The organism is Janthinobacterium aestuarii (assembly GCF_051380835.1).
Classification (GTDB): domain Bacteria; phylum Pseudomonadota; class Gammaproteobacteria; order Burkholderiales; family Burkholderiaceae_D; genus Janthinobacterium; species Janthinobacterium aestuarii.
Map to the genome: position 1 here is coordinate 1 of NZ_JBNYXU010000004.1, position 25,248 is coordinate 25,248.

19 protein-coding genes are annotated in these 25,248 nt (G+C 64.6%); 11 read left to right on the forward strand and 8 right to left on the reverse strand.

Annotation, left to right across the window (positions count from 1 at the left end; translation table 11 throughout):
* Window positions 1–225 precede the first annotated feature (225 nt).
* Window positions 226–2,310, reverse strand: coding sequence for a S9 family peptidase (locus tag ACQ4WO_RS12335; RefSeq protein ID WP_436481693.1), 2,085 nt, complete (start codon window positions 2,308–2,310; stop codon window positions 226–228).
* A 118-nt stretch (window positions 2,311–2,428) separates the two neighbouring features.
* Window positions 2,429–3,136, reverse strand: a complete 708-nt coding sequence (locus tag ACQ4WO_RS12340; RefSeq protein ID WP_436481694.1) for a glutathione S-transferase family protein — start codon at window positions 3,134–3,136, stop codon at window positions 2,429–2,431.
* A gap of 115 nt (window positions 3,137–3,251) precedes the next feature.
* On the opposite strand from ACQ4WO_RS12340, the gene ACQ4WO_RS12345 reads away from it, so the two are divergent.
* The 3 genes from ACQ4WO_RS12345 to ACQ4WO_RS12355 all read left to right on the forward strand — a co-directional run bounded on the left by ACQ4WO_RS12345 (window position 3,252) and on the right by ACQ4WO_RS12355 (window position 6,149).
* Window positions 3,252–3,617, forward strand: coding sequence for a winged helix-turn-helix transcriptional regulator (locus ACQ4WO_RS12345; RefSeq protein WP_436481695.1), 366 nt, complete (start codon window positions 3,252–3,254; stop codon window positions 3,615–3,617).
* 61 nt (window positions 3,618–3,678) lie between these two features.
* The gene (locus tag ACQ4WO_RS12350) at window positions 3,679–4,266 is read left to right on the forward strand and encodes a hypothetical protein (protein ID WP_436481696.1); all 588 of its coding nucleotides are present in this window, start codon (window positions 3,679–3,681) and stop codon (window positions 4,264–4,266) included.
* Between the two features lie 239 nt (window positions 4,267–4,505).
* Complete coding sequence (locus ACQ4WO_RS12355; RefSeq protein ID WP_436481697.1) at window positions 4,506–6,149, forward strand: methyl-accepting chemotaxis protein; 1,644 nt, start codon at window positions 4,506–4,508, stop codon at window positions 6,147–6,149.
* On the opposite strand, the gene ACQ4WO_RS12360 is transcribed toward ACQ4WO_RS12355, so the two are convergent.
* The 3 genes from ACQ4WO_RS12360 to ACQ4WO_RS12370 form a co-directional block, all read right to left on the reverse strand.
* Window positions 6,121–6,969: a DUF2071 domain-containing protein gene (locus ACQ4WO_RS12360; protein ID WP_436481698.1), complete on the reverse strand. Its 849-nt coding sequence runs from the start codon at window positions 6,967–6,969 to the stop codon at window positions 6,121–6,123. The two genes, ACQ4WO_RS12355 and ACQ4WO_RS12360, sit on opposite strands and share 29 nt — an antisense overlap.
* A gap of 62 nt (window positions 6,970–7,031) precedes the next feature.
* Window positions 7,032–7,814 carry a 3-hydroxybutyrate dehydrogenase gene (locus tag ACQ4WO_RS12365; protein ID WP_436481699.1) on the reverse strand — a complete coding sequence of 261 codons (783 nt, stop codon included), beginning with the start codon at window positions 7,812–7,814 and terminating at the stop codon, window positions 7,032–7,034.
* Between the two features lie 92 nt (window positions 7,815–7,906).
* A complete protein-coding gene (locus ACQ4WO_RS12370; protein ID WP_436481700.1) occupies window positions 7,907–8,968 on the reverse strand; it encodes an AraC family transcriptional regulator in 1,062 nt (353 codons plus the stop codon).
* Window positions 8,969–9,107: 139 nt separating this feature from the next.
* Here ACQ4WO_RS12370 and ACQ4WO_RS12375 point away from each other — a divergent pair, with 139 nt between their 5' ends.
* The 5 genes from ACQ4WO_RS12375 (at window position 9,108) to ACQ4WO_RS12395 (ending at window position 16,744) form a co-directional block, all read left to right on the forward strand.
* A complete protein-coding gene (locus ACQ4WO_RS12375) occupies window positions 9,108–10,718 on the forward strand; it encodes an FAD-binding oxidoreductase (RefSeq protein WP_436481701.1) in 1,611 nt (536 codons plus the stop codon).
* On the forward strand, window positions 10,715–12,283 hold the full coding sequence (locus ACQ4WO_RS12380) for a glycerol-3-phosphate dehydrogenase/oxidase (protein ID WP_436481703.1): 1,569 nt from the start codon (window positions 10,715–10,717) through the stop codon (window positions 12,281–12,283). The genes ACQ4WO_RS12375 and ACQ4WO_RS12380 overlap by 4 nt, the downstream gene beginning before the upstream one ends.
* A 128-nt stretch (window positions 12,284–12,411) precedes the next feature.
* Window positions 12,412–12,639 carry a hypothetical protein gene (locus ACQ4WO_RS12385; protein ID WP_436481704.1) on the forward strand — a complete coding sequence of 76 codons (228 nt, stop codon included), beginning with the start codon at window positions 12,412–12,414 and terminating at the stop codon, window positions 12,637–12,639.
* A 4-nt stretch (window positions 12,640–12,643) separates the two neighbouring features.
* On the forward strand, window positions 12,644–14,221 hold the full coding sequence (locus ACQ4WO_RS12390) for an FGGY-family carbohydrate kinase (RefSeq protein ID WP_436481705.1): 1,578 nt from the start codon (window positions 12,644–12,646) through the stop codon (window positions 14,219–14,221).
* 249 nt (window positions 14,222–14,470) lie between these two features.
* On the forward strand, window positions 14,471–16,744 hold the full coding sequence (locus ACQ4WO_RS12395) for a TonB-dependent receptor, heme/hemoglobin family (protein WP_436481706.1): 2,274 nt from the start codon (window positions 14,471–14,473) through the stop codon (window positions 16,742–16,744).
* 201 nt (window positions 16,745–16,945) lie between these two features.
* Here the strand turns inward: ACQ4WO_RS12395 and ACQ4WO_RS12400 are convergent, their stop codons facing one another.
* The 3 genes from ACQ4WO_RS12400 to ACQ4WO_RS12410 all read right to left on the reverse strand — a co-directional run bounded on the left by ACQ4WO_RS12400 (window position 16,946) and on the right by ACQ4WO_RS12410 (window position 20,876).
* Window positions 16,946–18,304 carry a diguanylate cyclase gene (locus tag ACQ4WO_RS12400; protein ID WP_139092574.1) on the reverse strand — a complete coding sequence of 453 codons (1,359 nt, stop codon included), beginning with the start codon at window positions 18,302–18,304 and terminating at the stop codon, window positions 16,946–16,948.
* A gap of 290 nt (window positions 18,305–18,594) precedes the next feature.
* Window positions 18,595–19,788, reverse strand: a complete 1,194-nt coding sequence (locus ACQ4WO_RS12405) for an aminotransferase-like domain-containing protein (RefSeq protein ID WP_046684799.1) — start codon at window positions 19,786–19,788, stop codon at window positions 18,595–18,597.
* A gap of 176 nt (window positions 19,789–19,964) precedes the next feature.
* Window positions 19,965–20,876, reverse strand: a complete 912-nt coding sequence (locus tag ACQ4WO_RS12410) for a DMT family transporter (protein ID WP_436481707.1) — start codon at window positions 20,874–20,876, stop codon at window positions 19,965–19,967.
* 137 nt (window positions 20,877–21,013) lie between these two features.
* On the opposite strand from ACQ4WO_RS12410, the gene ACQ4WO_RS12415 reads away from it, so the two are divergent.
* From ACQ4WO_RS12415 to ACQ4WO_RS12425, 3 genes are all read left to right on the forward strand, one after another.
* Complete coding sequence (locus tag ACQ4WO_RS12415; protein WP_436481708.1) at window positions 21,014–22,453, forward strand: aminotransferase-like domain-containing protein; 1,440 nt, start codon at window positions 21,014–21,016, stop codon at window positions 22,451–22,453.
* An 89-nt stretch (window positions 22,454–22,542) separates the two neighbouring features.
* Window positions 22,543–24,462: a molecular chaperone HtpG gene (gene htpG / locus ACQ4WO_RS12420; protein WP_034758403.1), complete on the forward strand. Its 1,920-nt coding sequence runs from the start codon at window positions 22,543–22,545 to the stop codon at window positions 24,460–24,462.
* A 217-nt stretch (window positions 24,463–24,679) separates the two neighbouring features.
* The gene (locus ACQ4WO_RS12425) at window positions 24,680–25,243 is read left to right on the forward strand and encodes a TetR/AcrR family transcriptional regulator (RefSeq protein ID WP_436481710.1); all 564 of its coding nucleotides are present in this window, start codon (window positions 24,680–24,682) and stop codon (window positions 25,241–25,243) included.
* The last annotated feature ends 5 nt before the right edge of the window (window positions 25,244–25,248 follow it).

Sequence of the window (25,248 nt, forward strand, 5' to 3'; positions counted from 1 at the left end):
TGATCATCGGCGCCATGATGCGCAAGCTGGTGCATGTAGCATTCGGCGTACTCAGGTCGGGCAAAATATTTGATCCGACCTTGCACGCTGCTTGACGGGGATAACAGTATCTACATGATAAAAAGCCGCGCGGTGCAGAAATGCAGCGCGCGGCTTTTTTAACCCCTGAAGGCGAAATACCGGGGGCGGACCCTGAGGGGCCGACCCCAGCCCTTTCGCTTGGGCTTATTTCTTCGTGTAGGTATTCAACCAATCCAAAACGGTGTGATGCCACAGCAGCGAATTGGCCGGTTTCAGTACCCAGTGGTTTTCGTCCGGGAAGACCAGCAGCTTGCTCGGGATGCCCTGGCGCTGCAGCGCCGTGAAGGTGCCCAGGCCTTGCGCGGTCGGGATGCGGAAATCAAGGTCGCCCTGGACCACCAGCATCGGCGTCTTCCAGTTTTTCACGAAGTTGACGGGGTTGAACTGCTCGTGCTTGGCCGGTGCGTCGTAGTACGGGCCGCCGTTTTCCCATTCCGTGAACCACAGTTCTTCCGTCGCGTAAGCCATGCCGCGGTTGTCGAACACGCCGTCGTGGTTGACCAGGCACTTGAAGCCGTCCGGCCAGTTACCGGCGATCCAGTTCATCATGTAGCCGCCGTACGACGCGCCCAGCGCGCAGCTGCGCTCGCGGTCCAGCCATGGGAACTTCTTGGTGGCCGCTTCCAGGCCCTTCTGCAAGTCGACCAGCGGCTTGCCGCCCCAGTCGCCGCTGATGGAGTCCGTGAACTTCTGGCCATAGCCGGTCGAACCGTGGAAGTCGATGAAGACGGTGGCGTAGCCGGCGCCCGCATACACTTGCGGGTTCCAGCGGTAGCTCCAGCTGTTGCCGAAGCTGCCTTGCGGGCCGCCGTGAACGAGGAAAGCGATAGGATACTTTTCGCCAGCCTTGGCATTCCACGGTTTCATGACGTGGCCGTAGACGGTTTCGCCATTCGCGCCGGCGAACGAGAACTGCTCATATTCGCCGAAACGCACGTCGGCCAGGGCAGCCGCATTCTGTTTCGTCAACTGCACCATCGGCGCGTTTTCCGACTTGGCGTCGAGTTTGCGCGTGTACAGCTGCGCGCCCGATGCCAGGTTGGCTTGCGCCAGCACGATGGTGTTGCCGCGCACGTCGAAGTCGGCCACGGCGCCTTTGCCCGTCAGTGCATTGACCTTGCCGCTGGCAGCATCGATGTGGAACAGACGGTGCTGGCCCACGTCATCGGCGGCGACAAGGAAAGCCTTGCCGTCCGGCGTCCAGCGGAAGTCGGCCACGGAACGGTCCCAATCGTCGGCCACGGTGCGCTTCTTGCCGGTGGCGACATCCATCAGCACCAAATGAAAACGGTCCGCTTCGAAGCCCGGCTTGGTCATGGCGACATAAGCGAGGGTGCGGCCATCGGGCGAGTAGGTGGCTTTCGCATCCCAGGCCGGATTGTCGGCCGTGAGGTTGCGCGGCGCCTGGCCGCCGGCGGCGGGAATCGTGTAGACGTCGAAGTTGGTCGACCACGATTCCGTGCGGCCGGCCACGCGCACGGAGAAGGCGACGGTCTTGCCGTCGGGGCTGAAATGGTATTCGCCGTTGTCGCCGAACGGTTTCGATGGCGCGTCGCCGTCGAGGGTGCCGCTCAGGCTGACGGGCGCGGCGCTGACCTTGCCGGTCGAATCGATCGGCGCCGAATACAGCGCGTTGCGGCGGCCATCGGCCCAGGTATCCCAGTGGCGCACGAACATCTGGTCGTAGACCATGCCGCTCGCCTTGTTCTTGGCTTTTTCATCGAGGCGCTTTTTCGTGCAGGCGAGATCCGCGCAATCGAGGAAGACGCCCATGCTGAAGGCCAGGCGGTCGCCCTGCGGCGACAAGCGGTAGGTGTCGACGTCCAGCGCCAGGTCGGTGACCTTGGCCGCTTCGCCGCCGTTCAGGGGCAGCTGCCATACTTGCGAGGACCCGGAACGGCCGGACAAGAAGAAGATGGCGTCGCCGTTCGGCGACCATTGCGGATCGCTGGCGCTGGCATCGCCGCGCGTGAGCTGGCGCGGCGCCGCGTTCGGCGCGCGCAGGTCGATCATCCACAGCTGCGTGTTGCCACGGTTCTTGTCCAGGTTGGTGGTGCGCACCGTGTAGACGACGCGTGTGGCGTCCGGCGACAGCACGGGGCTGCCCACGCGTTCCATGGCCACCATGTCTTCCACGGTGAAACCGCGCGGCGCGGCCAATGCCGGCACGGCGGCAGTGGTGGCCATGGCGGCACTGAATGCTCCCAAGAGCAGCAGACGTAAACTCATTCAAACTCCCGTTTTATATTGCGACGTTATCGATATGGTATTGACGTGGCCGGCTGTACCGCCGGCAGCCCGACATCATAGCAATAAAGACGCGCCTGCTGCGGGAGTTGACCGCCGGTTAGCCGGCCTTTGCTGCCAGTTGGTCGAGCGCCACGTGGCCCAGGAAACCGCCGCGGCTGGTGGCCGGCAAGCCGTCTTCGATGGCGTGGGCAAAGCGGATGCCGGGGTCTTGTTCCAGCGCGGCCAGCAGGCGTGCCGTGTTCGGATAATCGGCCAGGCTGGCCAGCTGCAGCGGTTCGGTCCATCGCGCCGTGGCGGCCAGGTAGGCGTCGGCGATGGTGGGCGCCGTGTCCGATGCCAGCCAAGTGCGGCCATCGAGCAGGCGCTCCAGGTGGGCCAGGCTTTTGTTCACCTTCTCGACGGCCATCTCGCGCCAGACGGCCACGCGCGCATCGTCCGGTGCCGCGCGCGCGGCCTGGAAGGCGGGCATGAAGGCCGCGTGAAACGTCGTGTGCAAAAAGGACAGCACGCTGTTCAGGCGGTCGTAGTCTGGCGTGCCTTGCGCAAAGCCCAGGCTGCTGCCTGGCGCGCGGGCGGCCAGGTGCAGCAGGATCGCCATGCTTTCCAGCAGCGGCGTGCCCGCGTGCGTGAGCAGGGCCGGCGTCTGGCTCAGGGGATTGATGGCGAGAAAGGCCGGATGCTGCTTGCTGGCCGGGTCGCGCGCTTCCACGCGGGCCAAACGATACGGCAAGCCGCTCCATTCGAGGGCGGCGATGGCGGCAAACGAGCAGCCGAACGGCACGCTGTAGATCAGGGTGGTTTCCAAGTCAAGACTCCAAGTTGGATGAGGGAAGGGCAGTCTAATCGCGATGGTTACTATTTGGAAGAAGGCAGAATAATGTGGTATAGATACATTTTTTATACCAAGTGGGAAGCGAACCATGAAAGATAATGTCTCCGGCTGCGCCGTGGAAGAGGCCATGCGCTTGCTGGGCGGGCGCTGGCGAGTGGTGCTGCTCAGCTATCTGATGGCGGGGCCGAAGCGCTTCAGTGAAATCCGCCGCGCCGTGCCGAATATCTCGCAGCGCATGCTGACCCTGGACTTGCGCGCGCTGGAAGAGGCGGGCTTGCTGACGCGCACGATTTACGCGGAAGTGCCCGTCAAGGTGGAATACCGGCTGACGGACGAAGGCTTGCGTCTGCGCGAATTGGTCGAAATGTTGCGGGCCATCGGCTTGCGCCTGCGCGGACAGGCGGACGCGGGCGGGGCCTTTCTCGCGCCCGATGTCGTGGATAATTCCCTATAGAAACAGCTGTTTTTATGCAAAGTGCTAGACTGCCGGCCTTTGATCACTACTTTTGATACTCATGCGCCTGACTTCCATCGCCCTGACCGCGGCTCTGTTCGCCGCCCTGCCGGCCCATGCCGCCACCATGCCCACGCTCGAGCAAATCCACGCCGCCGTGCAGGCAGGCGTGGCCAAGACACAAGCGAAGACGCAGTCGAGCATGCCGTTCGTCATCAAGGTCACCAGCCTGGCCGGCTGCCAGGACTCGCAGGAAGTGCCGGGCGAAGTGGTGTGCCTGGTGGGCATGAGCGCCGGCATGCGCGATGGTTTTAATGTGCTGCCCCTGCGTAACGAGGGCGGAACCTGGGTCGGCGTCGAGCGCAAGAACGCCAAGTTCGCGGGGCCGTCGCCGGCCGAGGCGCAAGCGATGATACGCGCGTGGGCCAAGGAAGAAGTGGCGCGCAATCCGGAAGCGGCCAAGGACGTGCAGATGCAGGAAGCGCAAAGCACCATGCAGGTCAAGTCCGTCAGCGAATGCGACGTCAAGCGCAAGACGGGCTACCTCGTGTGCGATACGGAATTGAGCGTGCCGAGCCGTCCTGAAGCCATCAAGACGGAACTGACGTTCATGCTCGAGAGCGGCAACTGGCGCTACGTGCCCCGTTAAACGTTTTTCCGCCGGGACAGCCAGGCTGTTCCGGCATCATTCCTGCCATTCCCCGCGGCCACGCCGCCGCCTGCAATATTTGCAGATCCACAAGGCAATCTCCTCCGTGAAAATTGCCGATTTAAATTAATAATTAAATATTAAAATTAATGTATCGGTGCAGATTGCAGCCGGCTTGCTGCCGTGCCGCATTTGACCGTTCCCCCGTGCCAGCAAGGGCGACAGCCAAGGATCCGACCATGCGACTCAATCTTCCCGTCAGCGATACCGAAATCAATTTGAGCGATAGCGAGACCATCGTCTCGACTACCGACTTGCAAGGCAATATCACCTATGCCAACCCGTATTTCATCGCCGTTAGCGGTTACAGCGCGGAAGAATTGATCGGTGCACCGCAAAACATCCTCCGGCATCCGGACATGCCGGTCGAGGCGTTCGCCGATTTCTGGGCCACCATCCGCTCGGGGCGCTCGTGGAGCGGCATGGTGAAAAACCGCTGCAAGAATGGCGATTACTACTGGGTGCTGGCGAACGTCACGCCCGTGGTGGAAGATGGCGTGGGCGTCGGCTACATGTCCGTGCGCACCAAGCCGACGCGCCAGCAGGTGGCGCAGGCGTCCGCCCTGTACGCGCGCATCAGGGCGGGGCAGGCCGATGGCATCGTCATCAGCCAGGGCGCTGCCGTGCGCACGGGCTGGCTGACCAGGCTGGCGAGCTTGCGCGACCTGCCGCTGGGCAAGCGCATCGGCTGCAATCTGGGCTTGCTGAGCCTGGTATTGCTGCTGCAGCTGGCGTGGAATGCGGGCGTGCTGCCGGCCGGCGCGGGCGGCTGGCTGACGGACCTGTCCGTGCTGGCCTTGGGTGCGACCCTGTATTTCTGGCACAGCTTGCACCGTGCCGTGCTGCAACCGTTGCAGCAGGCGCGCCAGGCCTGCGACGTGATGGCGGGCGGCGACCTGACGGGCGAGCTCGACACCACGCGGCGCGACGAAATGGGGCAGCTGCTGCGCTCGCTGCGCCAGCTGCGCGTGAATTTGCATTCCATCGTCGGCGACGTGCGCGGCAATTTCCTGCGCATCAGCATGGCCAGCCAGGAAATCGCCGCCGGCAATATGGACTTGTCGGGCCGCACGGAAGCGCAGGCGTCGGCCCTGCAGCAGACGGCGTCGAGCATGGAGCAGCTGGCGGCCACGGTGCAGCAAAACAGCGGCAACGCCGTGCAGGCGAGCGACATGGCGGGCAAGGTCCACGGCCTGGCCGGGCGCGGCGGCGAACTCGTCGGCCAGATGGTGAGCATGATGGCGGACATTAACGCTTCATCGAAGAAGATCGGCGACATTACGGGCATTATCGAAGGCATCGCCTTCCAGACGAATATCCTCGCCTTGAACGCGGCCGTGGAAGCGGCGCGCGCGGGCGACCAGGGACGCGGCTTTGCCGTCGTGGCGGGTGAAGTGCGCAGCTTGGCGCACCGCAGCGCGGCCGCCGCCACGGAAATCAAGCAATTGATCACGGCATCGCTGGAGCAGGTGCAGGCGGGCGCGAAGCTGGCGCAGCAGGCGGGCGCCAGCAGCGCCGAGATGCTGGGCGCCGTGCAGGGCGTGCACGGCATCATGGAAGAGATCGCCTCGGCTTCGCGCGAGCAAAGCCACGGCATCGGCCAGGTCAACATGGCCGTCACGCAGATGGATGAAGTGACGCAGCAGAACGCGGCGCTGGTCGAGGAATCGGCGGCCGCCTCGGCGTCGCTGCAAGACCAGACCCTGCAGCTGGAGCAGGCGATGGCCCTGTTCAAGCTGGAACGGCGGCGCGGCGGCCAGGCCGCGCCTGTACGCCCACCCGAGTGCCGCCGCGCTACAGCAGGCGCTCTGACAGCGCCTTGAAGGCAACCTCGGGCACGAGAAAGGCAAATGGTGCTGACAGGGGCGGCAACTGCCCCAGCAAGCCGCAGTCGGCACGCAAGGTCGTCAGCGCTTGCACTTGACCCACATCGACGGGCAAGTCGATTTCGCCAAAGACGAGCTTGCCGTTGCGCGGCACGTGGGCGATGGCCGCATCCTGGCAGGCGAGAAAGGCGACGGCGTCGCGCCAGTTGCCGAACAGTTGCTGCCAGTCTGCATCGAGGCCATGCACCGCCGTAATGTCCGCCTGCACGTCGAGCAGCGGGGCGCTGCCGGCGCCGCTGGCAATGTTGCAGCGGGCCTGTGTGGCCGTCACCTCATGCGTCATGCCGGCGGCCAGGTGCGTCGGCAAGATGTCGCTGAACAGCCGGGTGCCCAGCGCGTGCGGCAAGCTGTCCATGATGTTTTTCAGAAAATACACGCAGGGCACGGCCGGCGCGCCCGCTGGCGTGTGGTCCAGGTACAAGCGCCAGTTGCTTTGCAGCGGAGATGGCAGCAGCTTGCGCAAGGGACCGAGCAGGGCCGGGCCGAAATGCCCGTGGCGGTAGGTCAGCACCGTGAATGGCGTCTTGCCGCCGCGTTGCCACAGGGTCACGCCCGCAGGCAGCAGCCGCTGTGCGGCCTCTGCGTCGACCAGCCAGCTCACGTAGACGACGTCGCGCACGTCGCTGTGCAAAGTGAGGAAGGGCAGGCGCGACATGACGGCCTGGCGCACCTTGGCTAAGCGCGTGCAATTGGCGAGCGCGGCAAAGAGCCGCCCCGGCCAGCCCGCGTTTGGGTGGCGGTAAGTGTTGTCTTGCAATTGGGAACCTTCAGATGCGGTGATGCAGGCGGACGGCGCCGCCTGCCGGAGACGCTACGTGTTTACTGCATATGCCAGCCGTGGCTGACCACAATCGATTGGCCGCTCAGTGCCGTCGACGGGAACGCCGCCAGGAAGACGGCCGTTTGCGCCACGTCTTGCGTGGTGGTGAATTCGCCGTCGATGGTGTCTTTCAGCATCACTTTCTTGATCACGTCTTCCTCGCTGATGTTCAGCTGGGCCGCCTGTTCGGGGATTTGCTTGTCGACCAGCGGCGTGCGCACGAAGCCCGGGCAGATGACGTTGGCGCGGATGCCGTCTTTCGCGCCTTCCTTGGCCACCACCTTGGCCAGGCCCAGCAAGCCGTGCTTGGCGGCCACGTAGGCGCTCTTGAACGGCGAGCCTTCGTGCGAGTGCACGGAACCCATGTAGATGATGGCGCCGCCGCGGCCCGCCTTGATCATTTCGCGCATGCAGGCGCGCGTGGTGAGGAAGGCGCCGTCCATATGAATGGCCAGCATCTTTTTCCATTGATCGAACGGATAGTCGACGACGGGGCTGATGATCTGGATGCCCGCATTGCTGATCAGGATATCGATGCCGCCGAAGTGGGCCACGGCATCGGCCACGCCCTTGTCAACCTGTTCTTCGCTCGAGACATCCATGGCGACGGCAAACGCCTGGCCGCCCGATTGCTTGATTTCCTCGGCCGTCTTGCTGGCCGCTTCCAGGACCAGGTCGGCGATGATGACCTTGGCGCCCTGTTTTGCGTATTCGATGGCCATTTCCTTGCCGATGCCACTGGCGGCGCCGGTAATCAGTGCGACTTTGTCTTTGAGTTGCATATTAATCCTTTGCATTGCGGGTTGGAGTGATCGTGGAAAATTTGACTTTGCCAGTATAGCGAGAAAACGGGGTCTGCATGCCCCGCGCACGTCTATGGGGCTTGCTGCCTGTCAAGGATTTCCTGTAGCCGCCAGGCGCCGGGATTGGTGCCCGCCCAGGTGCGAAACGCGTGATTGAACGCGCTTTGTTCCTGGTAGCCGAGCAGGAAGGCGATGTCGACCAGCGATAAATGGGGCTCGCGCAGATAGTCGCGTGCCAGGCCGTACCTGGCCTGGTCCAGCAGGGCCTGGAAGCTGGTGCCCGCGTCGGCCAGCTTGCGCTGCAAGGTGCGCGGCGTCACGGCGAGGGCGGCGGCTACAGTGGCCAGCCGCGCCGAGCCCTGGCGCAAGCCTGCCACGATGGCCGCGTGCACTTGCGCGTCGATGGCGCCGCCAGTGTCCGTTTCAGCCTCGCGCTGCGCCAGCAATTGTTCCGCATGCTGGCACAGCACGGGGTAGAGGCTGACGTCGGCGTTCGGCACGGGCCAGTCCAGCAATTGCGCGTCGAAGGTGGCCGTGTTGGCGTCCGCGCCAAAGGCGGGCAGGCTGCCCAGCACGCGCACGTATTCGTCGCGGTGCGCCGCGTGGCGCAGCAGCTCGCCGCCGCCATCATGGGTGAACGCCAGCCGGGCCGGTGGCAGCGGCATGCCCGCCAGCCAGTCGCCGCAGACGCGAATGCCGGCAAAGACGCTGTCAACCAAATGCCGGCTGGCGCCCGGGTAGTTGCTGGCCCAGCGGTAATGCGCGACGGCGCCATCGCGCTGCAGGGCCGACTGGCCCAGGTCGTGCGCCAGGCGTTCATAGCGGGCCGTCTGTTCCAGCGCCTGGCCCACGTTGCTGCAGCTGAGCAGTATCAAGCCATACGCGCTGTACGTGCCCATGCGCACCCGCTGGCCCACGTGCAGGCCGAAATGCGCATCGCCCGCCAGCAGCGCACCCGCATCGAGCAGGCGCACGTAGTCGCGCGCGGCAAGGTTGGGTACGGACGCTTCCAGGCTGTGCGGCGCCACGCCGGCCGCCTGCGCCAGGGTGGCTGCTGCGATGCCGTTCGCGCCGGCCGCTTCGAGCAGCGGCAGCAGATAGGCGCCGGCGACCCGGCCTTCAGTGCTTGGCATGATGGAACAATGCGATTGTCATGAAAAACCAATACCCTTCGTCTGTGGCGGCATATGCTATTGATCTAGCAAGAAAATCAGGCAAGAACAGTATAGCAAGCCGCCGTGGCGCGCAACTGGCCGAATACAGGGGATGTCGATGCAACGCTGGAATGGCTGGGGAGACGAGGGCATCACGTATGCGCTGAGCGGGGACGCGCTGGCGTTTCTGCGTGAGCGCCTGGGGCCGGGCAGCGGCATCGTCGATGCCACCTTCGACGACGCCTGCGCGCAAGTACCGGCTTCGCGCCTGGCGCCGCATCCGCTGATCGACACCACGCCTGCCACGCGCGTGCGCCATGCGCTCGGCCAAAGCCTGCCCGACTGGTTCAAGTTGCGCCATGGCCGCATCGGCGCGGTGCCCGATGGCGTGGCCTTTCCCGACAGCGCGCTGCAGGTGCGCCAGCTGCTCGCGTATGCGCGCCAGGCCTGCGTGGCCGTCATCCCGCACGGTGGCGGCACCAGCGTGGCCGGACATTTGACGGTGGCGGCGGGACCGCGCCCCGTGCTGTCGGTCAGCCTCGCGCGCCTGTGCGCGCTGGGCCACCTGGACCGCGAAGCGCAGCTGGCCACGTTCGGCGCCGGCGTGTATGGTCCCGACCTGGAAGCGCAACTGCGCGCGCATGGCTACACGCTGGGCCACTATCCGCAGTCGTTCGAGTATTCGACCCTGGGCGGCTGGATCGCCACGCGTTCGTCGGGCCAGCAATCGTTGCGCTACGGCCGCATCGAGCAGCTGTTCGCGGGCGGCGAAGTGGAAACGCCGGCCGGCACCTTGCGCATCCCCACGTTTCCCGCTTCGGCGGCCGGCATCGACCTGCGCGAAATGGTGCTCGGCTCCGAAGGGCGGCTGGGCATCCTGACACAGGCGACGGTGCGCGTCTCGCCGCTGCCGCCCTACGAAGCATTCCATGCCGTGTTCTTTGCGGACTGGGGCCAGGCGCAGGCGGCCGTGCGGGCGCTGGCCCAGTCGCGCCTGCCCCTGTGCATGCTGCGCCTGTCGAACGCCCTGGAAACGCAAACCATGCTGACCCTGGCCGGGCACAAGAAACTGGTGGGACTGCTGGAACGTTATTTGTCGCTGCGCGGCTGCGGCGACGGCAAGTGCATGCTGATGCTGGGCGTCAGCGGAGAAGCCGGCCCCGCGCGCGCGGCCCTGCGCGGTGCCCTGGCGCTGGCGCGGCGGCATGGGGGCGTGCACGTGGGACGCCACATGGGCGACAAATGGAAGCAGGGGCGTTTTCGCAACGTCTACCTGCGCAACGGCGCGTGGGAGCATGGCTATGTGATCGACACGGTGGAAACGGCCGTCGACTGGCCCCGCGTGGCCCCGATGATGGCGGCGCTCGAGCAGGCGGGCGCCAATGCGCTGGCCGCGCATGGCGAGCAGGTGCACGCGTACACGCATCTGTCGCACGTGTATGCGCAGGGCGCCAGCGTCTACACGACCTATGTCTACCGGCTGGCGTCCACCTTTGAAGAAAACATGGCGCGCTGGCGTGCCCTGAAAGACGCGGCCGGCGCCGCCATCGTCGCCAACGGCGGCACCATCAGCCACCAGCACGGCGTGGGCACGGACCACACGCCGTGGCTGGCGGCGGAAAAGGGCGAGCTGGGCATCGCCGCCATGCGCGCGCTGCTCCGGCAGTTCGACCCGCAGGGCATGATGAACCCGGGCAAACTGCTGCCTGACGCGGGAAGCGGATTGTGAACAGGGAGGATTTGCCCGGCATCCTGGCGCGCGAGTGGGACGTGCTGATCGTCGGCGGCGGCATCACGGGCGCCGGCATCTTGCTGGAAGCGGCGCGGCGCGGTTTGACGGCGCTGCTGGTGGAGCAGCACGATTTCGCCTGGGGCACGTCGAGCCGTTCATCAAAGCTCGTGCATGGCGGCTTGCGCTACCTGAAACAGGGCCAGTTCGCGCTGACGCGCGAGTCGGTGCACGAGCGGGTAGCCTTGCTGACGGATGCGGCGGGGCTGGTCGAGCCGCAAGGATTTGCCTTTGGCGACTATACGGGCAGGAAGCCGGGGCGGCGCCAGTTCATGCTGGGGCTGGCCATCTACGACGTGATGGCGGGCCGGCGCACGCGCCGCTATGTCGATGCGGCGGATTTTGCCATGCTGGCGCCGCACATCCGGCGCGACGGCCTGCAGGGCGGCATGCTGTACCAGGATGCCAAGACGGACGACGCTCGCCTGGTGCTGCGCGTGCTGCAGGAAGCGCGCCGCCATGGCGGCGTGGCCGTCAATTACCTGGGCGTAGCGTCCTTGCTGCGCGACGGTGGCAAGGTCGCCGGCGCCACCTTGAACGATGCGCTCGATGGCAGGGCATTCACCGTGCGTGCGCGCCTGGTGATCAGCGCCACGGGCGCCTGGGCCGACGCCTTGCGCGGGCAAGTGGGAGAAACGCCGAAACTGCGGCCCCTGCGCGGCAGCCATTTGCTGCTGCCCGCCTGGCGTTTGCCGCTGGCGCAAGCCGTCAGCCTGATGCACCCGCGCGACGGCCGCCCCGTGTTTGCGTATCCGTGGGAGGGCGTGACGCTGGTGGGCACCACCGATGTCGACCACGCCGCCAGCCTGGACCTGGAGCCGGCCATCACGCGCGGCGAACTTGCGTATCTGCTGGCCGCCTTGCAGTGGCAGTTCCCGCGGCTGGCGCTGGGCGAGGGCGACGTGCTGGCCACGTTTGCCGGCGTGCGTCCCGTGATCGGCAGCGGCCAGCTTGACCCGTCGAAGGAAGCGCGCGAACATGCGCTATGGCTGGAAAACGGCTTGCTGACGGTGGCGGGCGGCAAGCTGACGACGTTTCGCGTGATCGCCCTCGACGCATTGCGCCGCGCCGCGCCGCTGCTGCCGGGCTGGCAGGCGGATTTGCGCCCCTTGCCGATTTTCGACACGACGCCGCCCTTGTCGGGCAAGGCCCTGGTACTCGATGGCGAGCAGCGCGAACGGCTGCTGGGCCGTCATGGCGCGGGGGCGCAAGCGCTGTGCGATGCGGCGCACGATGGCGAGCTGGCGCCGATTCCCGGCACGCAGACCCTGTGGGCGCAGCTGCGCTGGGGCGCGCGCATGGAAGACGTGCAGCACCTGGACGACTTGCTGCTGCGGCGCACGCGCCTCGGTTTGCAGCTGGCCGGCGGTGGGCTTGCTATCATGCCGCGCCTGCGCGCCATCTGCCAGCGTGAACTGGGCTGGGACGACGCGCGCTGGGAAGAAGAGCAGCAGCGCTACCTGGCCCTGTGGCGCCGCCATTACAGCGTGCCGCAAGGCGAATGAATAAACGATAAAAGCAACGATAAAAAAAGGAGAGCATCATCGAGACCATCCTGTTTGGCCAGCCCCTGGAACTGGGCGACGCGCGCATCACCTACGACAGCCTGTCGCCGCTGGACTTGCGCCAGAGCGTGGACACCCTCGTGGACGACCTGGGCGAAGACCTGCTGCAAATCACGTGCGCGAATGGCGACATCGTCGACGTGGGCTGGTATCCGGCGTGGAACGAACAGGGACGCTTGCGCGTGGTGGCAGTGCGGGGCCAGGACTGGGAGGCGCCTGTCTTCAGCGCCCGGCCGGAAAAAGATCCGCAAGCGCTGCTGCGGGCGCTGCGCGCCGCGCTGGCCAGACTGGGCTGAGGCCATGGCCAGCGCAGCCGGCTCCGGGCCGTACATTCTCGCCATCGACAATGGCACGCAAAGCGTGCGCGCGCTGCTGTTCGACCGGGATGGCAATCTGGCGGCGAAGGCGCAAGTGTTCCTCGAAGCGTACTATTCCGATCACCCCGGCTGGGCCGAGCATGACGCCGACGGCTACTGGCAAGCCGTGTGCGCAGCGTGCCAGCAGCTGTGGCGCAGCACGGACATCAGTAAATCCTTGGTAGCCGGCGTGGCCGTGACGACGCAGCGCGGCACGGTCGTCAACGTGGATGAAGAGGGGCAGCCCTTGCGGCCTGCCATCACCTGGCTGGACCAGCGCAGCACGCGCGACATCCCCCAGTTGGCGCCATGGTGGCGCGCCACCTTCCGCGCCACGCGCCTCGATGGCACGATCGCCTATTTTCGCCGCGAGGCCGAGATCAACTGGATCAGCGTGCATCAGCCCGACGTCTGGCGCCGCACGCACAAATTCCTGCTGCTGTCGGGCTTTTTGAACCACCGCCTCTGCGGAAAATACATCGATTCGACGGGCTCGCAAGTGGCGTACATCCCGTTCGACTACAAGCGTCACGCGTGGGCCGGGCGCTTCGACTGGAAGTGGCAGGCGCTGGCGATCAAGCCGTCCATGCTGCCCGAGCTGGTGACGCCGGGCACGCGCATGGGCGCCATCACGGCATCGGCCGCCGCCGCGACGGGCATTTTGGAAGGCACGCCCTTGCTGGCGGCCGCCGCGGACAAGGCCTGCGAAGTGCTGGGCGCCGGATGCGTCGAACCGCACGTTGCCTGTCTGAGCTACGGCACCACGGCCACCATCAATACGACCAACCGCAACTACGTGGAAGTGACGCGCTTCATTCCGCCGTATCCGGCCGCCATGCCGGGCGCCTACAGCACGGAAGTGCAGATATTCCGCGGCTACTGGATGGTCAACTGGTTCAAGGAGCAGTTCGGCGACCGCGAACGGGCGGCAGCGGCCGAAGACGGCACGGGCTTGTCCGCCGAGGCGCTGTTCGACCGCCTGGTCGACGCCGTGCCGCCCGGCTCCATGGGCCTGATGCTGCAGCCGTACTGGAGCCCCGGCATCAAGGTGCCAGGGCCGGAAGCGAAGGGCGCCATGATCGGCTTTGGCGACGTGCACACGCGCGCGCACATCTACCGCGCCATCCTCGAAGGCCTCGCGTATGCGCTGCGCGAAGGCAAGGAGCGCATCGAGCGGCGCAGCGGCATCGCCATCACGGAGCTGCGCATCGCGGGCGGCGGTTCGCAAAGCGACGCCGCCATGCAGCTGACGGCCGACATCTTCGGCTTGCCAGCCGCGCGCGCCCACGTGTATGAAAGTTCTGGCCTGGGCGCGGCCATCGCCGCTGGCGTGGGCCTGGGCTGGCATGCGGATTTCCCCGCCGCCGTGCGGGCGATGACGCGCAAGGGCAAGGTATTCCAGCCCCATCCCGAGCACCGCAAGATCTACGAACAGTTGTACCGGCGCGTGTACCGCAAGATGTATGCGCGGCTGCAGCCCCTGTACCGCGAGATCGCCGACATCACCGGCTATCCGGAATAGCTGGCCATTAAATCGTATTGCGAATCATTCGCATCCAGTATATGATGTGTTCCGCATTTCACTAAGGCAACTTATCCCGGTGACTGCAGTGCGCCCCCGGCCATGCGCCGGCGGCGTGTCCGCGCGGGCAGAGTTCCGCCGCAACGCTTCCTTCAACGCCGCCGCTTGATCGTGCACCGCTGCCCTCTGCCCTTGCATTTTTTCATTCCACAAGCATCGAGCAGCAAGCAAACCCAGGCAAGGATAGCGATGAAGAGCAGCAGCAAACAACGATTGACCCCGCTGGCCGCCGCGCTGGCGCTGGCATTGGGTGGCGCGCACGGCCACGCGTGGGCGGCGGCGATGGCCGACAAGGCCGAGAAGGCTGATGCCGTGCAGATGCCGGCCATCAGCGTGTTCGGCGACGCCATCAGCGCCGGCACGGCCGGGCGCTCGTATATCAACAGCGCCGACATCGAACGCCAGCAGGCCGACAATGTCGCGTCCCTGCTCGACACCTTGCCCGGCGTGGACCTGGCCGGCACGGCCCGTCCCAGCGGCCAGAGCCTCAATATCTGGGGCTTCAATAAAGTGCAGGACGTGAAAGTCATCCTCGATGGCGTGCCCAAGGGCTTCGAGAAATACCGCCAGGGTTCCATCTTCATCGAGCCGGAACTGATCAAGCAGATCGAAGTGAACAAGGGCGCGCATACGAGCTTGTATGGCAATGGCGGCTTCGGCGGCGTCATCACGGTCGAGACCAAGGATGCGCAAGACTTGTTGGAAAGCGGCGAGAAAGCGGGCGCCATGCTCAAGTACTCGCGCCATTCGAACAATGGAGAAAACGACGCCACCTTGGCCGTCTACGGCCGCACGGAAGACGGCCGCTTCGACGCGATGGCCTTCACGACGCAGCGCAAGTCAGACGACTTGCGCAAGCCCGATGGCAAGCCATTCCGCTTTTCCGCCATCGACGCGCCATCGAGCCTGGCCAAGCTGAATATCCGGCTGACGCCGGAGCAGCTCTTGACCCTGACGGCGATGAAGAGCGGCAGCTCGGGCTGGGGCCCGTTCGCCGCCATGGGCGAGGACGTGCCCACGCCGACCGAGGCGGAAATCAAAAAATACGGACTGGAAGAGGCGTGGCAGCGCAAGGCCGTGTACCGCGACCAGGACGACGATACGTATTCCGTGAAGTGGCAGTACGCGCCGCAAAATAATCGATGGATCAAGCTGACGGCCAGCGCCGGCTATTCGCACACGGACCAGCATGACAAGCGCCTGCCCTCCGCTTCGCTCGGTTCCTACCTGGGGTCACTGGGCAATGAAAGCTGGGCCTCGTACGTGGACCGCATCGCCGAGGTGCGCAACGAAAGCGTATTTACGACGGGCGCCGTGTCGCACGTGCTGCTGACGGGTCTGCAATGGCACAAGAACGTGCGCGACACTCTGATGTACTACCCGTCGTCGACGGCGCTGAAGGACCCCAGCTACAACTATGGCTACTTCCAGCCCTACTACATGCCGGCCGGGCGCCAGGAAACCACGGGCCTGTATCTGCAGGATGCGATGACGTATGGCGACGTGACGGTGACGGCGGCCCTGCGCCATGACCGCATCGTTTCCGAGGGTGTGCCGAACAAGGCGTCGCGCTACAACAGCCCGCTGGCGGCGGCCGGCCACGACTTCAGCGAAAAGGCGCACGAAGACTGGTCGCCGCGCCTGGGCCTGTTCTGGAAGGCATCCAGCACGCTGGCCTTGTTCGGCGACTTGAGCCGCACCTGGCGCGCGCCGACGATCGACGAGATGTATTCGAATGAATACTACGTATCGGCCAGGCAGGGTTCATCGACGCCGGGTACCAGTCGCGACTTGGCCGTCGAGCGCGTGACGGCCGTGCGCACGGGCGTCATGCTGCACCGGCAGAACGTGTTCATGGAGCGCGACGACGTGCAGCTGCGCCTGACGGCGTACCAGAACCGCGTCAGCGACAATATCGGCCCGCGCCTGGGCATCCTGATCGAAGGCTATGTGCCGGGATCGGGCCAGGTGCCGCCGGCCCTGTCGTCCTACCGCAACCTGGCCGGTTTCCGCACGCAGGGCGTGGAGGTCGAGTCCTATTACAATTCGCCGCGCCTGTTTGCCAGCGCTTCGCTGTCGAAGCAGCGCGGCACGCGCACCGGTTCCCAGCGCGACCCGTGGGGCCAGGACGAACCCGTGTCGACTATCGCGCCCGATAAATTGATGGCGGGCCTGGGCTGGCGCATGCCCGATCTTGGGGCCAGCATCGGCTGGCAGGGCCGCTTCGTGGCGAAGCAGGAGCGCGTCTTGCCGGTGGGGAATGTGTACCGCCTGCCGCCATCGAAAGGCTATGCGCTGCATACCGTGTTTGCGTCGTGGAATGGCCGGCAAGGCATGTGGCGCGGCACGGAAGTGCGGCTGACGGTTGATAACGTCTTCAACCGCAATTACATGCCTTATTTGAGCGAAGCGGTTACCGGCGTGGGGAGGAATGCGAAATTGAGCGTGTCGCGTAAGTTTTGATCAGTTTTAAGAATGGCGGGCCGGAGACGCGGGCCTGAGAAAATACCGATGGCGGCGTTGCAGCTTCCTTGCCGTACTTGCGTACTGTCTGCGTCGCTGCGCCTTGCCCTCGACATTTTTCAGGCTCGCTTGGCCCGGTGGGCCTTTGCGTCGGGCGTGGGCCTACTCCCGGTTCGCCTGTCTTGCGTTGTATTTCATGCCTTAACGTAACACCAACGCCTTGACCGTTTCCCAGGCCGTGCTGCCCGAGTGCGTGGCACGGACCTGGTTGCGGCCTGCTTCCTTGGCCACGTACAGGGCGCGGTCGGCGGCGACGAACAGGGCTTCGCGGTCGTCCAGCTGGTGCGGGCGGATGGTGGCCACGCCGATGCTGACGGTGATCCACGGCGAAGTGCTTGAGCGCGGGTGCGGCAGTTGCAGCGCTTCGATGCCGGCGCGGATGGCTTCGGCCAGATGCAGGGCGCTGTCGGCATCCGTGTCGGCGAACAGCAGCACGAATTCCTCGCCGCCGTAGCGGGCCGCCAGGTCGCCGGAGCGGCTGGCGTGGGCGGCGATCGCTTGCGCCACTTGCTGCAGGCAGATGTCGCCGGCCGGGTGGCCCAGGCTGTCGTTGTACAGTTTGAAGTGGTCGACGTCGAGCACCACCAGCGACAGGGCGCCGCCGCCGCGCACGGCGCGCTGCCACTCTTTTTCCAGGAAACTGTCGAAATGCCGGCGGTTGGCGATCTGCGTCAGCGGGTCGAGATAGGCGGCGCGCTGCAGCGCGTCTTCCGACTGCTTGTGGTGCGTGATGTCGTGCAGCAGGCCGATATACAGGGGCTGGCGCAGATACATGGGCGTGAGGGTCAGGTCCATGCTCAGCGCCGCGCCGTTGCGGTGGCGGATCGCCACTTCGCGCGTGCCGTGGTTGTGCGCCTTTTCCGGATTGGCCGCGTGCATGGCGAAATAATCGAGGTATTCCTGCGTCACGAGGGGGCTGAGCAGCTCGCCGATGAAGCGCCCGGCCAGTTCGTTTTCGCGGTAACCCAGGTACTGGTCGCAGGCCGGGTTGGTGTACTGGATGCGGCCATCGGCCTCGATGATCAGCAAGCCCTCGGCCATGTTGTTGACGATGGTGCGCAGGCGCTCGGCCTGTTCCTGCTGGGTTTCATTGTTGCTGCGGATTTTCAGCTGGGCGCGCACGCGCGCGCACACTTCGGCCATGCGCAGCGGCTTGCTGATGTAATCGACGGCGCCGCAGTCGAGACCGGCCACCACGTCTTCCGTTTCCGTCTTGGCGCTCATGAAGATGACGGGGATGCGCTGCGTCAGCGGATGCTGCTTGAGGCGGCGGCACGTTTCGATGCCGTCCATGTCCGGCATCAGCACGTCGAGCAGGATCAGGTCGGGCTGGGCGCGCTGGGCGATCGCCAGCGCCCGCTCGCCGGACGTGGCGACATAGGTTTGATAACCCTGTTCGCTCATCAGCTTGCGCAGCAGCTCAAGGTTGGCCGGCGCATCGTCGACAATCAAAATGGCGGCTTCATGCCGCTGGGAATGCTCCACACTGCCTGGACTCATTGCTTCCGGCCTTCTCGATGTACTCTGCGCTGCCTGCGTTTGCTGCATATTCGGTGATGCTGACCGGGTTCAAATCTGATACAGCGGTCAAATCATACCGCCTCGCCATTTTTTTGGGTGAAAAAATCGATGTTGCACGAGCAATGAAAGTATTATTTTTATGATATTTTTAAAAATAAATACACGCAATTGCTATCATGAAAGCGGTTTTTAGGCGGAAAAGACGCGTGCCCCTGGTGCAGGGGCAGCGGGGAACACGCCCCGCGTCAGGCGGGGCGTGGAGAGTGCCATTACATTTTTGCGGCGATCAGTTTGCCCAGGATGGCGATGCCCTCGCGGATGCGTTCCGGCGGCACCGTCACGAACGACAGGCGCAGAGTGTGCGTGTCCGGCGTGTTCGCGTAGAACGGCGCGCCTGGCACGAATGCCACTTTATTGGCGATGGCTTCGTCGAGCAGTTTCATCGCATCGATGTGTTTCGGCAGGGTGACCCAGATGAACATGCCGCCTTCCGGCTTCGTCCACGTGACGCCGGCCGGGAAGTGTTCTTCCAGCGCCGACAGCATGGCCTGGCACTGGTTGCCGTACAGGCTGCGGATGCTGGGGATGTGCCGGTCCAGGAAGCCATCCTTGATCACTTCATGCACGACCATCTGCGTCAGCTGCGACGTGTGCAGGTCGGCCGCCTGCTTGGCCAGTTCCAGGCGGCGCACGAGCGGCATCGGCGCCACCACGTAGCCGAGGCGGATGCCGGGCGTGAGCACTTTTGAGAACGAGCCCATGTAGATGACGCCGTCCGGATTCATGTTGATCATTTTCGGATACGGCTCGCCGCTGTAGCTGAGGGCGCCGTACGGATCATCCTCGATCAGCGGCAGGCCGTGGCGGGCGCAGGTTTCCACCAGCTCCACGCGGCGCGCCACGGACAGGCTGCGGCCCGTCGGGTTCTGGAAGTTCGGCAGCGCGTACAGCAGGCGCGCGCCATCGGCGACGGGGTTGATCGACGACGGCACCAGGCCTTCGTCATCGGTATCGACGGAAACGAATTCGGGACGGTAGACGGAAAACGCCTGCAGGGCGCCCAGGTAGCTGGGGGTTTCCACCAATACCTTGCTGCCTTCGTCGATCAGGACCTTGCCCAGCAAGTCCAGCGCCTGCTGCGAACCGGACGTCATCAGCACCTGTTCCGGCAGGATGGTGCTGCCATTGCTGGACAGCGAGTCGGCGATCCACTGGCGCAGCGGCAGGTAGCCGTCGGTCGGACCGTATTGCAGGGCCACCTTGCCATTGTTCGACAGGACCTTGTCGAAGGCGGTCTTCATTTCTTCCACGGGGAAGGTGGCGGGCGAGGGCAGGCCGCCGGCAAACGAGATGATCTCGGGACGCTGCGTGATCTTCAGGATTTCGCGGATGAACGAGCTTTGCAGCTGTTCCGCGCGTTCGGCAAAGCGCCATTGGATCGGATTCGGATTTTCAATTTTCATACGAGTCTCACGGAAGATGCCGAGCTGCGCCGGCTGGATTTGTTGGCCCGCTTGTGGCGGTGCGTTCGCAAGCGGCGCCGGATAGGCGTCGCCATGGTGCTGCGGTATTGTACGGCTTGCACGCCGCTGTGCCCATCCGCACGCGCAACGGCGTTGCAAATGGGCGTCAAGGAACCTCACTTTAGCTTGCGTCCGATGGCCACCACGGCGATCACGGCGCCGGCAAACAGCAGGCTTTCGCCCGTCAAGGGCTCGTGCAACAGCACGGCCGCGCCCACCAGGGTCAGGAAGGGCTGCAGCAGCTGCGTTTGTCCCACGCGCGCCACGCCCCCCAGCGCCATGCCCCGGTACCAGAAAAAGAAGGCGATAAACATGGAAAACACGGAGATGTAGGCAAAACCCAGCCAGGCCGCGCCGCTGGCCTGCGCCATCAGCGCGCGCTGGGGCCAGGCGTTCCACAGGACCACGGGCAAGACAAAAGGCACGGCCAGCAACAGCGCCCAGCAAATCACATGCTGGCCCGGCATGGCTTGCGCCAGGCGTCCACCTTCCGCATAGCCGAGTGCGGCCAGCAGCACGGCGGCAAAGATCAGCCAGTCGGCCAGGTGGAAGCTGCCGCCGCCCTGGCGCAATGCGAAAGCCACCACCAGCGCCGTGCCGAGCAGGGCCATCAGCCAGAATCCCGGGGAAGGGCGTTCCTTGCCGCGCAGTACGGCAAATACGGCGGTGGCCAGCGGCAAAATGCCCACCAGCACGGCGCCGTGCGAGGCGGGCAGGCTGCGCATGGCGACCGACGTCAGCCACGGGAAACCCACCACGCAGCCCAGCGACACCAGGGCCAGCGGCAGCCATTGTTCGCGGCGCGGCAGCGTTGCGCGCTGCTGCCACAGCCACAGGCCGGCCAGGCAGGCGGCAACCAAGGCGCGGCCCAGGGCGACAAAGGTGGGGTCGAGTTCGGCCACGGCCAGCCGCGTGAAGGGCAGGGTCAGGCTGAAGAGGGTGACGGCGATCAAGCCCAGCAGCAGGCCTTTGCGGTCGGCGCCGAGGCGCAGGGAATGGCTGGGGGAAGGTGTGGCGTGCGATGGCATGGCTGTCCTGGTGCGGGTGGTGTGGAATAAAGGCGGGCAGATGTGGCTGAATGCGCCCGGTACTGCTATCCTAGGGCTCAATAGCAATACAGTACAAATACACTTTTACGCATAATTCCACATACTGTCATGGTCATATGAGCAATACACCCGCCTCTCCGTCCCTGCCCTTGCTGTCGCGCGCCTCGGGCGAAACCCTGATCGACCAGATCGCGCGTTCGCTGGCGGCGCGCATCGATGACAAGCTGCTGCGCGGTGGCGCCCGCATGCCGTCGATCCGCCAGTGCGCGGCTAGCCTGGACGTGTCGTGCGCCACGGTGGTGGCCAGCTACGACAAGCTGGTGGCGCGCGGCTACCTGGAATCGCGGCGCGGCGCCGGCTTTTTCGTGCGCGAGCGCTCGCCCCTGAACACGCCGGCGCCACCCGCTGGCGCTCAGGAAGCAGCGGCGCAGCCGATGGACGTCGTGTGGCTGATCCGTAATATGTTCCGCCAGACGCCGGCCATTCCCGCGCCCGGCATCGGCATGCTGCCCGCCGAGTGGCTCGATGGCGACCTCGTGGCGCGCACCTTGCGCGACGTCAGCCGCCAGCCCGGCAGTTTGCTGCTGGGCTATGGCATGCCGCAGGGTTTTTTGCCGCTGCGCCAGCAATTGCAGCTGAAGCTGGCGGGGCTGGAAATCGCCTGCCCGCCCGAGCAGATCGTCACCACGGTAGGCGTGATGCAGGCGCTGGACCTGGTGGCGCGCGAGTTTGCCCGCCCCGGCGACACCATTTTCGTCGACGATCCCGCGTACTGGCTGATGTTCGGCGCCTTTGCCGCCATGGGCGTGAATGTCATCGGCATCCCGCGCCTCGGTGACGGCCCCGATATCGCCGTGCTGGCCGAGCTGGCGGCCCTGCACCGTCCCAAGCTGTACGTGATCAACTCGGTGCTGCACAACCCCAGCTCGACGTCGCTGTCGGCGGCCAAGGCTTTCCAGGTGCTGCGCCTGGCCGAACAGCACGATTTCCTCATCGTCGAAGATGACATCTATTGCGACATGCACCCGGGTGCAGCCGGCCTGGTGCAGCCGGCCACGCGCCTGGCCGCGCTGGACCAGCTGCGCCGCGTGATTTACCTGGGCGGCTTTTCCAAGAGCCTGGCGGCGAACCTGCGCGTGGGCTTCATCGCCACATCAAATGAGCGGGCGCAGCGCCTGGCCGACCGCAAGATGCTGGCGACCCTGACCACCAGCGACATCGGCGAAAGGGTCGTGTATAAAATCCTCTCGCAGGGGCTGTACCGCAAGCATGCGGAGCGCCTGCGCGCGCGGCTCGACAAGGTGCGCGATGGCACGTACCGCAAGGTCGAACAGGCGGGCTTGCGCTTCGATCCCGCGCCGGCCGGCATGTTCGTGTGGGCCGATGCGGGCTGCGACACGAATGTATTGGCCGAAAAGGCGCTGGCCGAGGGGCTGGTGCTGGCGCCGGGCAGCCTGTTCTCGCCGCGCCAGCTGCCGTCGACCCGCATGCGCCTGAACCTGGCCACGGTGCAGGACGAGCGGGTGTGGGCGTTTTTCGCCCGCGCGCTGGGCTAAAACAGCACATTTTCCGGGTGCTCTTGAAATCGCTAGTACCATCCCCAACTCCGTAGAATCCGTCCCATCCACAAGACTATGAGGTAAAAATGGCTGTCTCCGAAAAGCAAACCCTGGGTTTTCAGACCGAAGTGAAGCAAATGCTGCACCTGATGATCCATTCCCTGTACTCGAACAAGGAAATCTTCCTGCGCGAATTGATCTCGAACGCGTCCGACGCGGCCGACAAATTGCGCTTTGAAGCGATCGATAACGACGCCCTGTACGGCAACGATCACGAATTGAAGATCAAGGTCAGCTTCGACAAGGATGCGCGCACCATCACCATTTCCGACAACGGTATCGGCATGACCCGCGACGAGGCGATCTCGCATCTGGGTACCATTGCCAAGTCGGGCACCAAGGAATTCTTCGGCAAGCTGTCGGGCGACCAGCAGCAGGACGCGGCCCTGATCGGCCAGTTCGGCGTGGGCTTCTATTCGGGCTTCATCGTCGCCGACAAGATCACCGTCGAAACGCGCCGCGCCGGCGCGGACGCCTCCGAAGGCGTGCGCTGGGAATCGGCCGGCGAAGGCGATTACAGCATCGAGACCATCGAAAAAACGGGCCGTGGCACGGACATCATCCTGCACCTGCGCGAAGGCGAGGACGAATTGCTGTCGAGCTGGAAGATCAAGTCCATCATCCGCAAATACTCGGACCATATCTCGCTGCCGATCGTGATGCAGAAAGAAGAGTGGGACGACGAGAAAAAAGAAACCGTCCTGAAAGACGAATTCGAAACCGTCAACCAGGCCAGCGCCCTGTGGGCCCGCAACAAGGCCGACATCACACCGGAACAGTACGACGAATTCTACAAGCACGTGTCGCACGACTTCCAGTCGCCGCTCACGCACACGCATAACCGCGTGGAAGGCCGCAGCGAATACACGCAGCTGCTGTACATCCCGGCCAAGGCGCCGTTCGACATGTGGGACCGCAACAAGCGCGGCGGCATCAAGCTGTACGTCAAGCGCGTCTTCATCATGGACGATGCCGAGCAGCTGATGCCGACCTACCTGCGCTTCGTGCGCGGGGTGATCGACTCGGCCGACCTGCCGCTGAACGTATCGCGTGAAATTCTGCAGGAATCGCGCGACGTCAAGGTAATCCGCGAAGGCTCGACCAAGCGCGTGCTGGGCATGCTGGAAGAACTGGCGAACGCGGACGAGCAGGACAAGAAGGACAAGTACGCCGTCTTCTGGAAGGAATTCGGCCAGGTGCTGAAAGAAGGCATCGGCGAAGACGCGGCCAACAAGGAGCGCCTGGCCAAGCTGCTGCGCTTTGCATCGACGGCCAACGACAGCGACGAGCAAATCACCTCGTTCGCCGACTACGTGGCGCGCATGAAGGAAGGCCAGGACAAGATCTATTACGTCACGGCCGACAATTACGCCGCAGCGAAAAACAGCCCGCACCTGGAAATCTTCCGCAAGAAGGGTGTCGAAGTGCTGTTGCTGACGGACCGTGTCGATGAATGGATGCTGTCGTTTATCCAGGACTTCGAAGGCAAGGAACTGGTTTCCGTCGCCAAGGGCGGCCTGGACCTCGGTGCGCTGGAAGACGAAGCGGAAAAGAAAGAGCACGAAGAAACGGAAACCTCGTACGCCGACCTGGTGGGCAAGATGAAGACCGTGCTGGCCGACAAGGCCAAGGACGTGCGCGTCACGTTCCGCCTGACCGATTCGCCAGCCTGCCTGGTGGCCGATGAAAACGAATTGTCGGGCAACCTGCTGCGCATGCTCAAAGCGGCTGGCCAGAGCGCGCCGGAATCGAAGCCGATTTTGGAAATCAACCCGAACCACCCGCTGGTGACGCGCCTGAAATATGAAGATGCGGAAGGCGGCAAGTTCGGCGACTGGGCCAACATCCTGTTCGACCAGGCCATGCTGGCCGAAGGCGGCTCGCTGGCCGATCCGGCCAGTTTCGTGAAACGCCTCAACGAATTGCTGCTCAATTCGGCGAAGTAGTCACCACTGCGGACGTCGGACGTAGGTCGGATTAGCGCAGCGTAATCCGACACGGCGGCGGTGACCGATGTACTGAAGCCGGCCCTTTCCTCGTGAAAGGGCCGGCTTTTTTCATGCGCATGCCTCAAGCCCTGGCTGCGGCGACTTCAGGCATAATTGCCCCTTGTTGAATTTAATCCGTCAATGGCCGGCATGGCCGTTGGTGCAGGAGCCTGTCATGTCAGTGAGTACCCGCGACGCCCTTTTGAAAAGCGCAGAGATTCACCTGCGTTCGAAAGGCTACGCCGCTTTCAGTTATGCCGATTTGTCGGAAGAAATCGGCATACGCAAGGCCAGTATCCACCATCATTTCCCCACCAAGGAAAACCTCGGCGTGGCCTTGATCACGCAATATATCGAGGTATTTACGGAAAAGCTGCAGGCGATCGATGCCGCGCATGCCGATCCGGTCGAACGCCTGCGCGAATTCGGCGGGCTGTTCCTGGCCAGCGCCAACGACCATTTGTTGCCGCTGTGCGGCGCGCTCGCGGCCGAAATGGCGGCGCTGCCCGAATCGCTGCAGGCCCTGGGCAGGCAGCTGATGGCGCAGCAGCTGGACTGGATGGAAAGCAATCTCGTACAGGCGGCGCAGATGCATGGCTGGACCTTGCGGAAGCCGCCGCGTGACTATGCCTTCATGCTGCTCAGCGCATTGGAGGGCGCCAGTTTTATCGGCTGGGCCCTGGGGCCATCGACCGATCCGCTGGCCGCTTTCCATTACATGCTCGACAATCTGGCGTAGCGCTG

Excerpts from the sequence above, each read along its gene's own strand:
- ACQ4WO_RS12335 (WP_436481693.1), bottom strand. The coding sequence starts at position 2,310 with ATGAGTTTACGTCTGCTGCTCTTGGGAGCATTCAGTGCCGCCATGGCC.
- ACQ4WO_RS12345 (WP_436481695.1), top strand. The coding sequence starts at position 3,252 with ATGAAAGATAATGTCTCCGGCTGCGCCGTGGAAGAGGCCATGCGCTTG.
- ACQ4WO_RS12350 (WP_436481696.1), top strand. The coding sequence starts at position 3,679 with ATGCGCCTGACTTCCATCGCCCTGACCGCGGCTCTGTTCGCCGCCCTG.
- ACQ4WO_RS12355 (WP_436481697.1), top strand. The coding sequence starts at position 4,506 with ATGCGACTCAATCTTCCCGTCAGCGATACCGAAATCAATTTGAGCGAT.
- ACQ4WO_RS12365 (WP_436481699.1), bottom strand. The coding sequence starts at position 7,814 with ATGCAACTCAAAGACAAAGTCGCACTGATTACCGGCGCCGCCAGTGGC.
- ACQ4WO_RS12370 (WP_436481700.1), bottom strand. The coding sequence starts at position 8,968 with ATGCCAAGCACTGAAGGCCGGGTCGCCGGCGCCTATCTGCTGCCGCTG.
- ACQ4WO_RS12375 (WP_436481701.1), top strand. The coding sequence starts at position 9,108 with ATGCAACGCTGGAATGGCTGGGGAGACGAGGGCATCACGTATGCGCTG.
- ACQ4WO_RS12390 (WP_436481705.1), top strand. The coding sequence starts at position 12,644 with ATGGCCAGCGCAGCCGGCTCCGGGCCGTACATTCTCGCCATCGACAAT.
- ACQ4WO_RS12395 (WP_436481706.1), top strand. The coding sequence starts at position 14,471 with ATGAAGAGCAGCAGCAAACAACGATTGACCCCGCTGGCCGCCGCGCTG.
- ACQ4WO_RS12400 (WP_139092574.1), bottom strand. The coding sequence starts at position 18,304 with ATGAGTCCAGGCAGTGTGGAGCATTCCCAGCGGCATGAAGCCGCCATT.
- ACQ4WO_RS12405 (WP_046684799.1), bottom strand. The coding sequence starts at position 19,788 with ATGAAAATTGAAAATCCGAATCCGATCCAATGGCGCTTTGCCGAACGC.
- ACQ4WO_RS12410 (WP_436481707.1), bottom strand. The coding sequence starts at position 20,876 with ATGCCATCGCACGCCACACCTTCCCCCAGCCATTCCCTGCGCCTCGGC.
- ACQ4WO_RS12415 (WP_436481708.1), top strand. The coding sequence starts at position 21,014 with ATGAGCAATACACCCGCCTCTCCGTCCCTGCCCTTGCTGTCGCGCGCC.
- htpG (WP_034758403.1), top strand. The coding sequence starts at position 22,543 with ATGGCTGTCTCCGAAAAGCAAACCCTGGGTTTTCAGACCGAAGTGAAG.
- ACQ4WO_RS12425 (WP_436481710.1), top strand. The coding sequence starts at position 24,680 with ATGTCAGTGAGTACCCGCGACGCCCTTTTGAAAAGCGCAGAGATTCAC.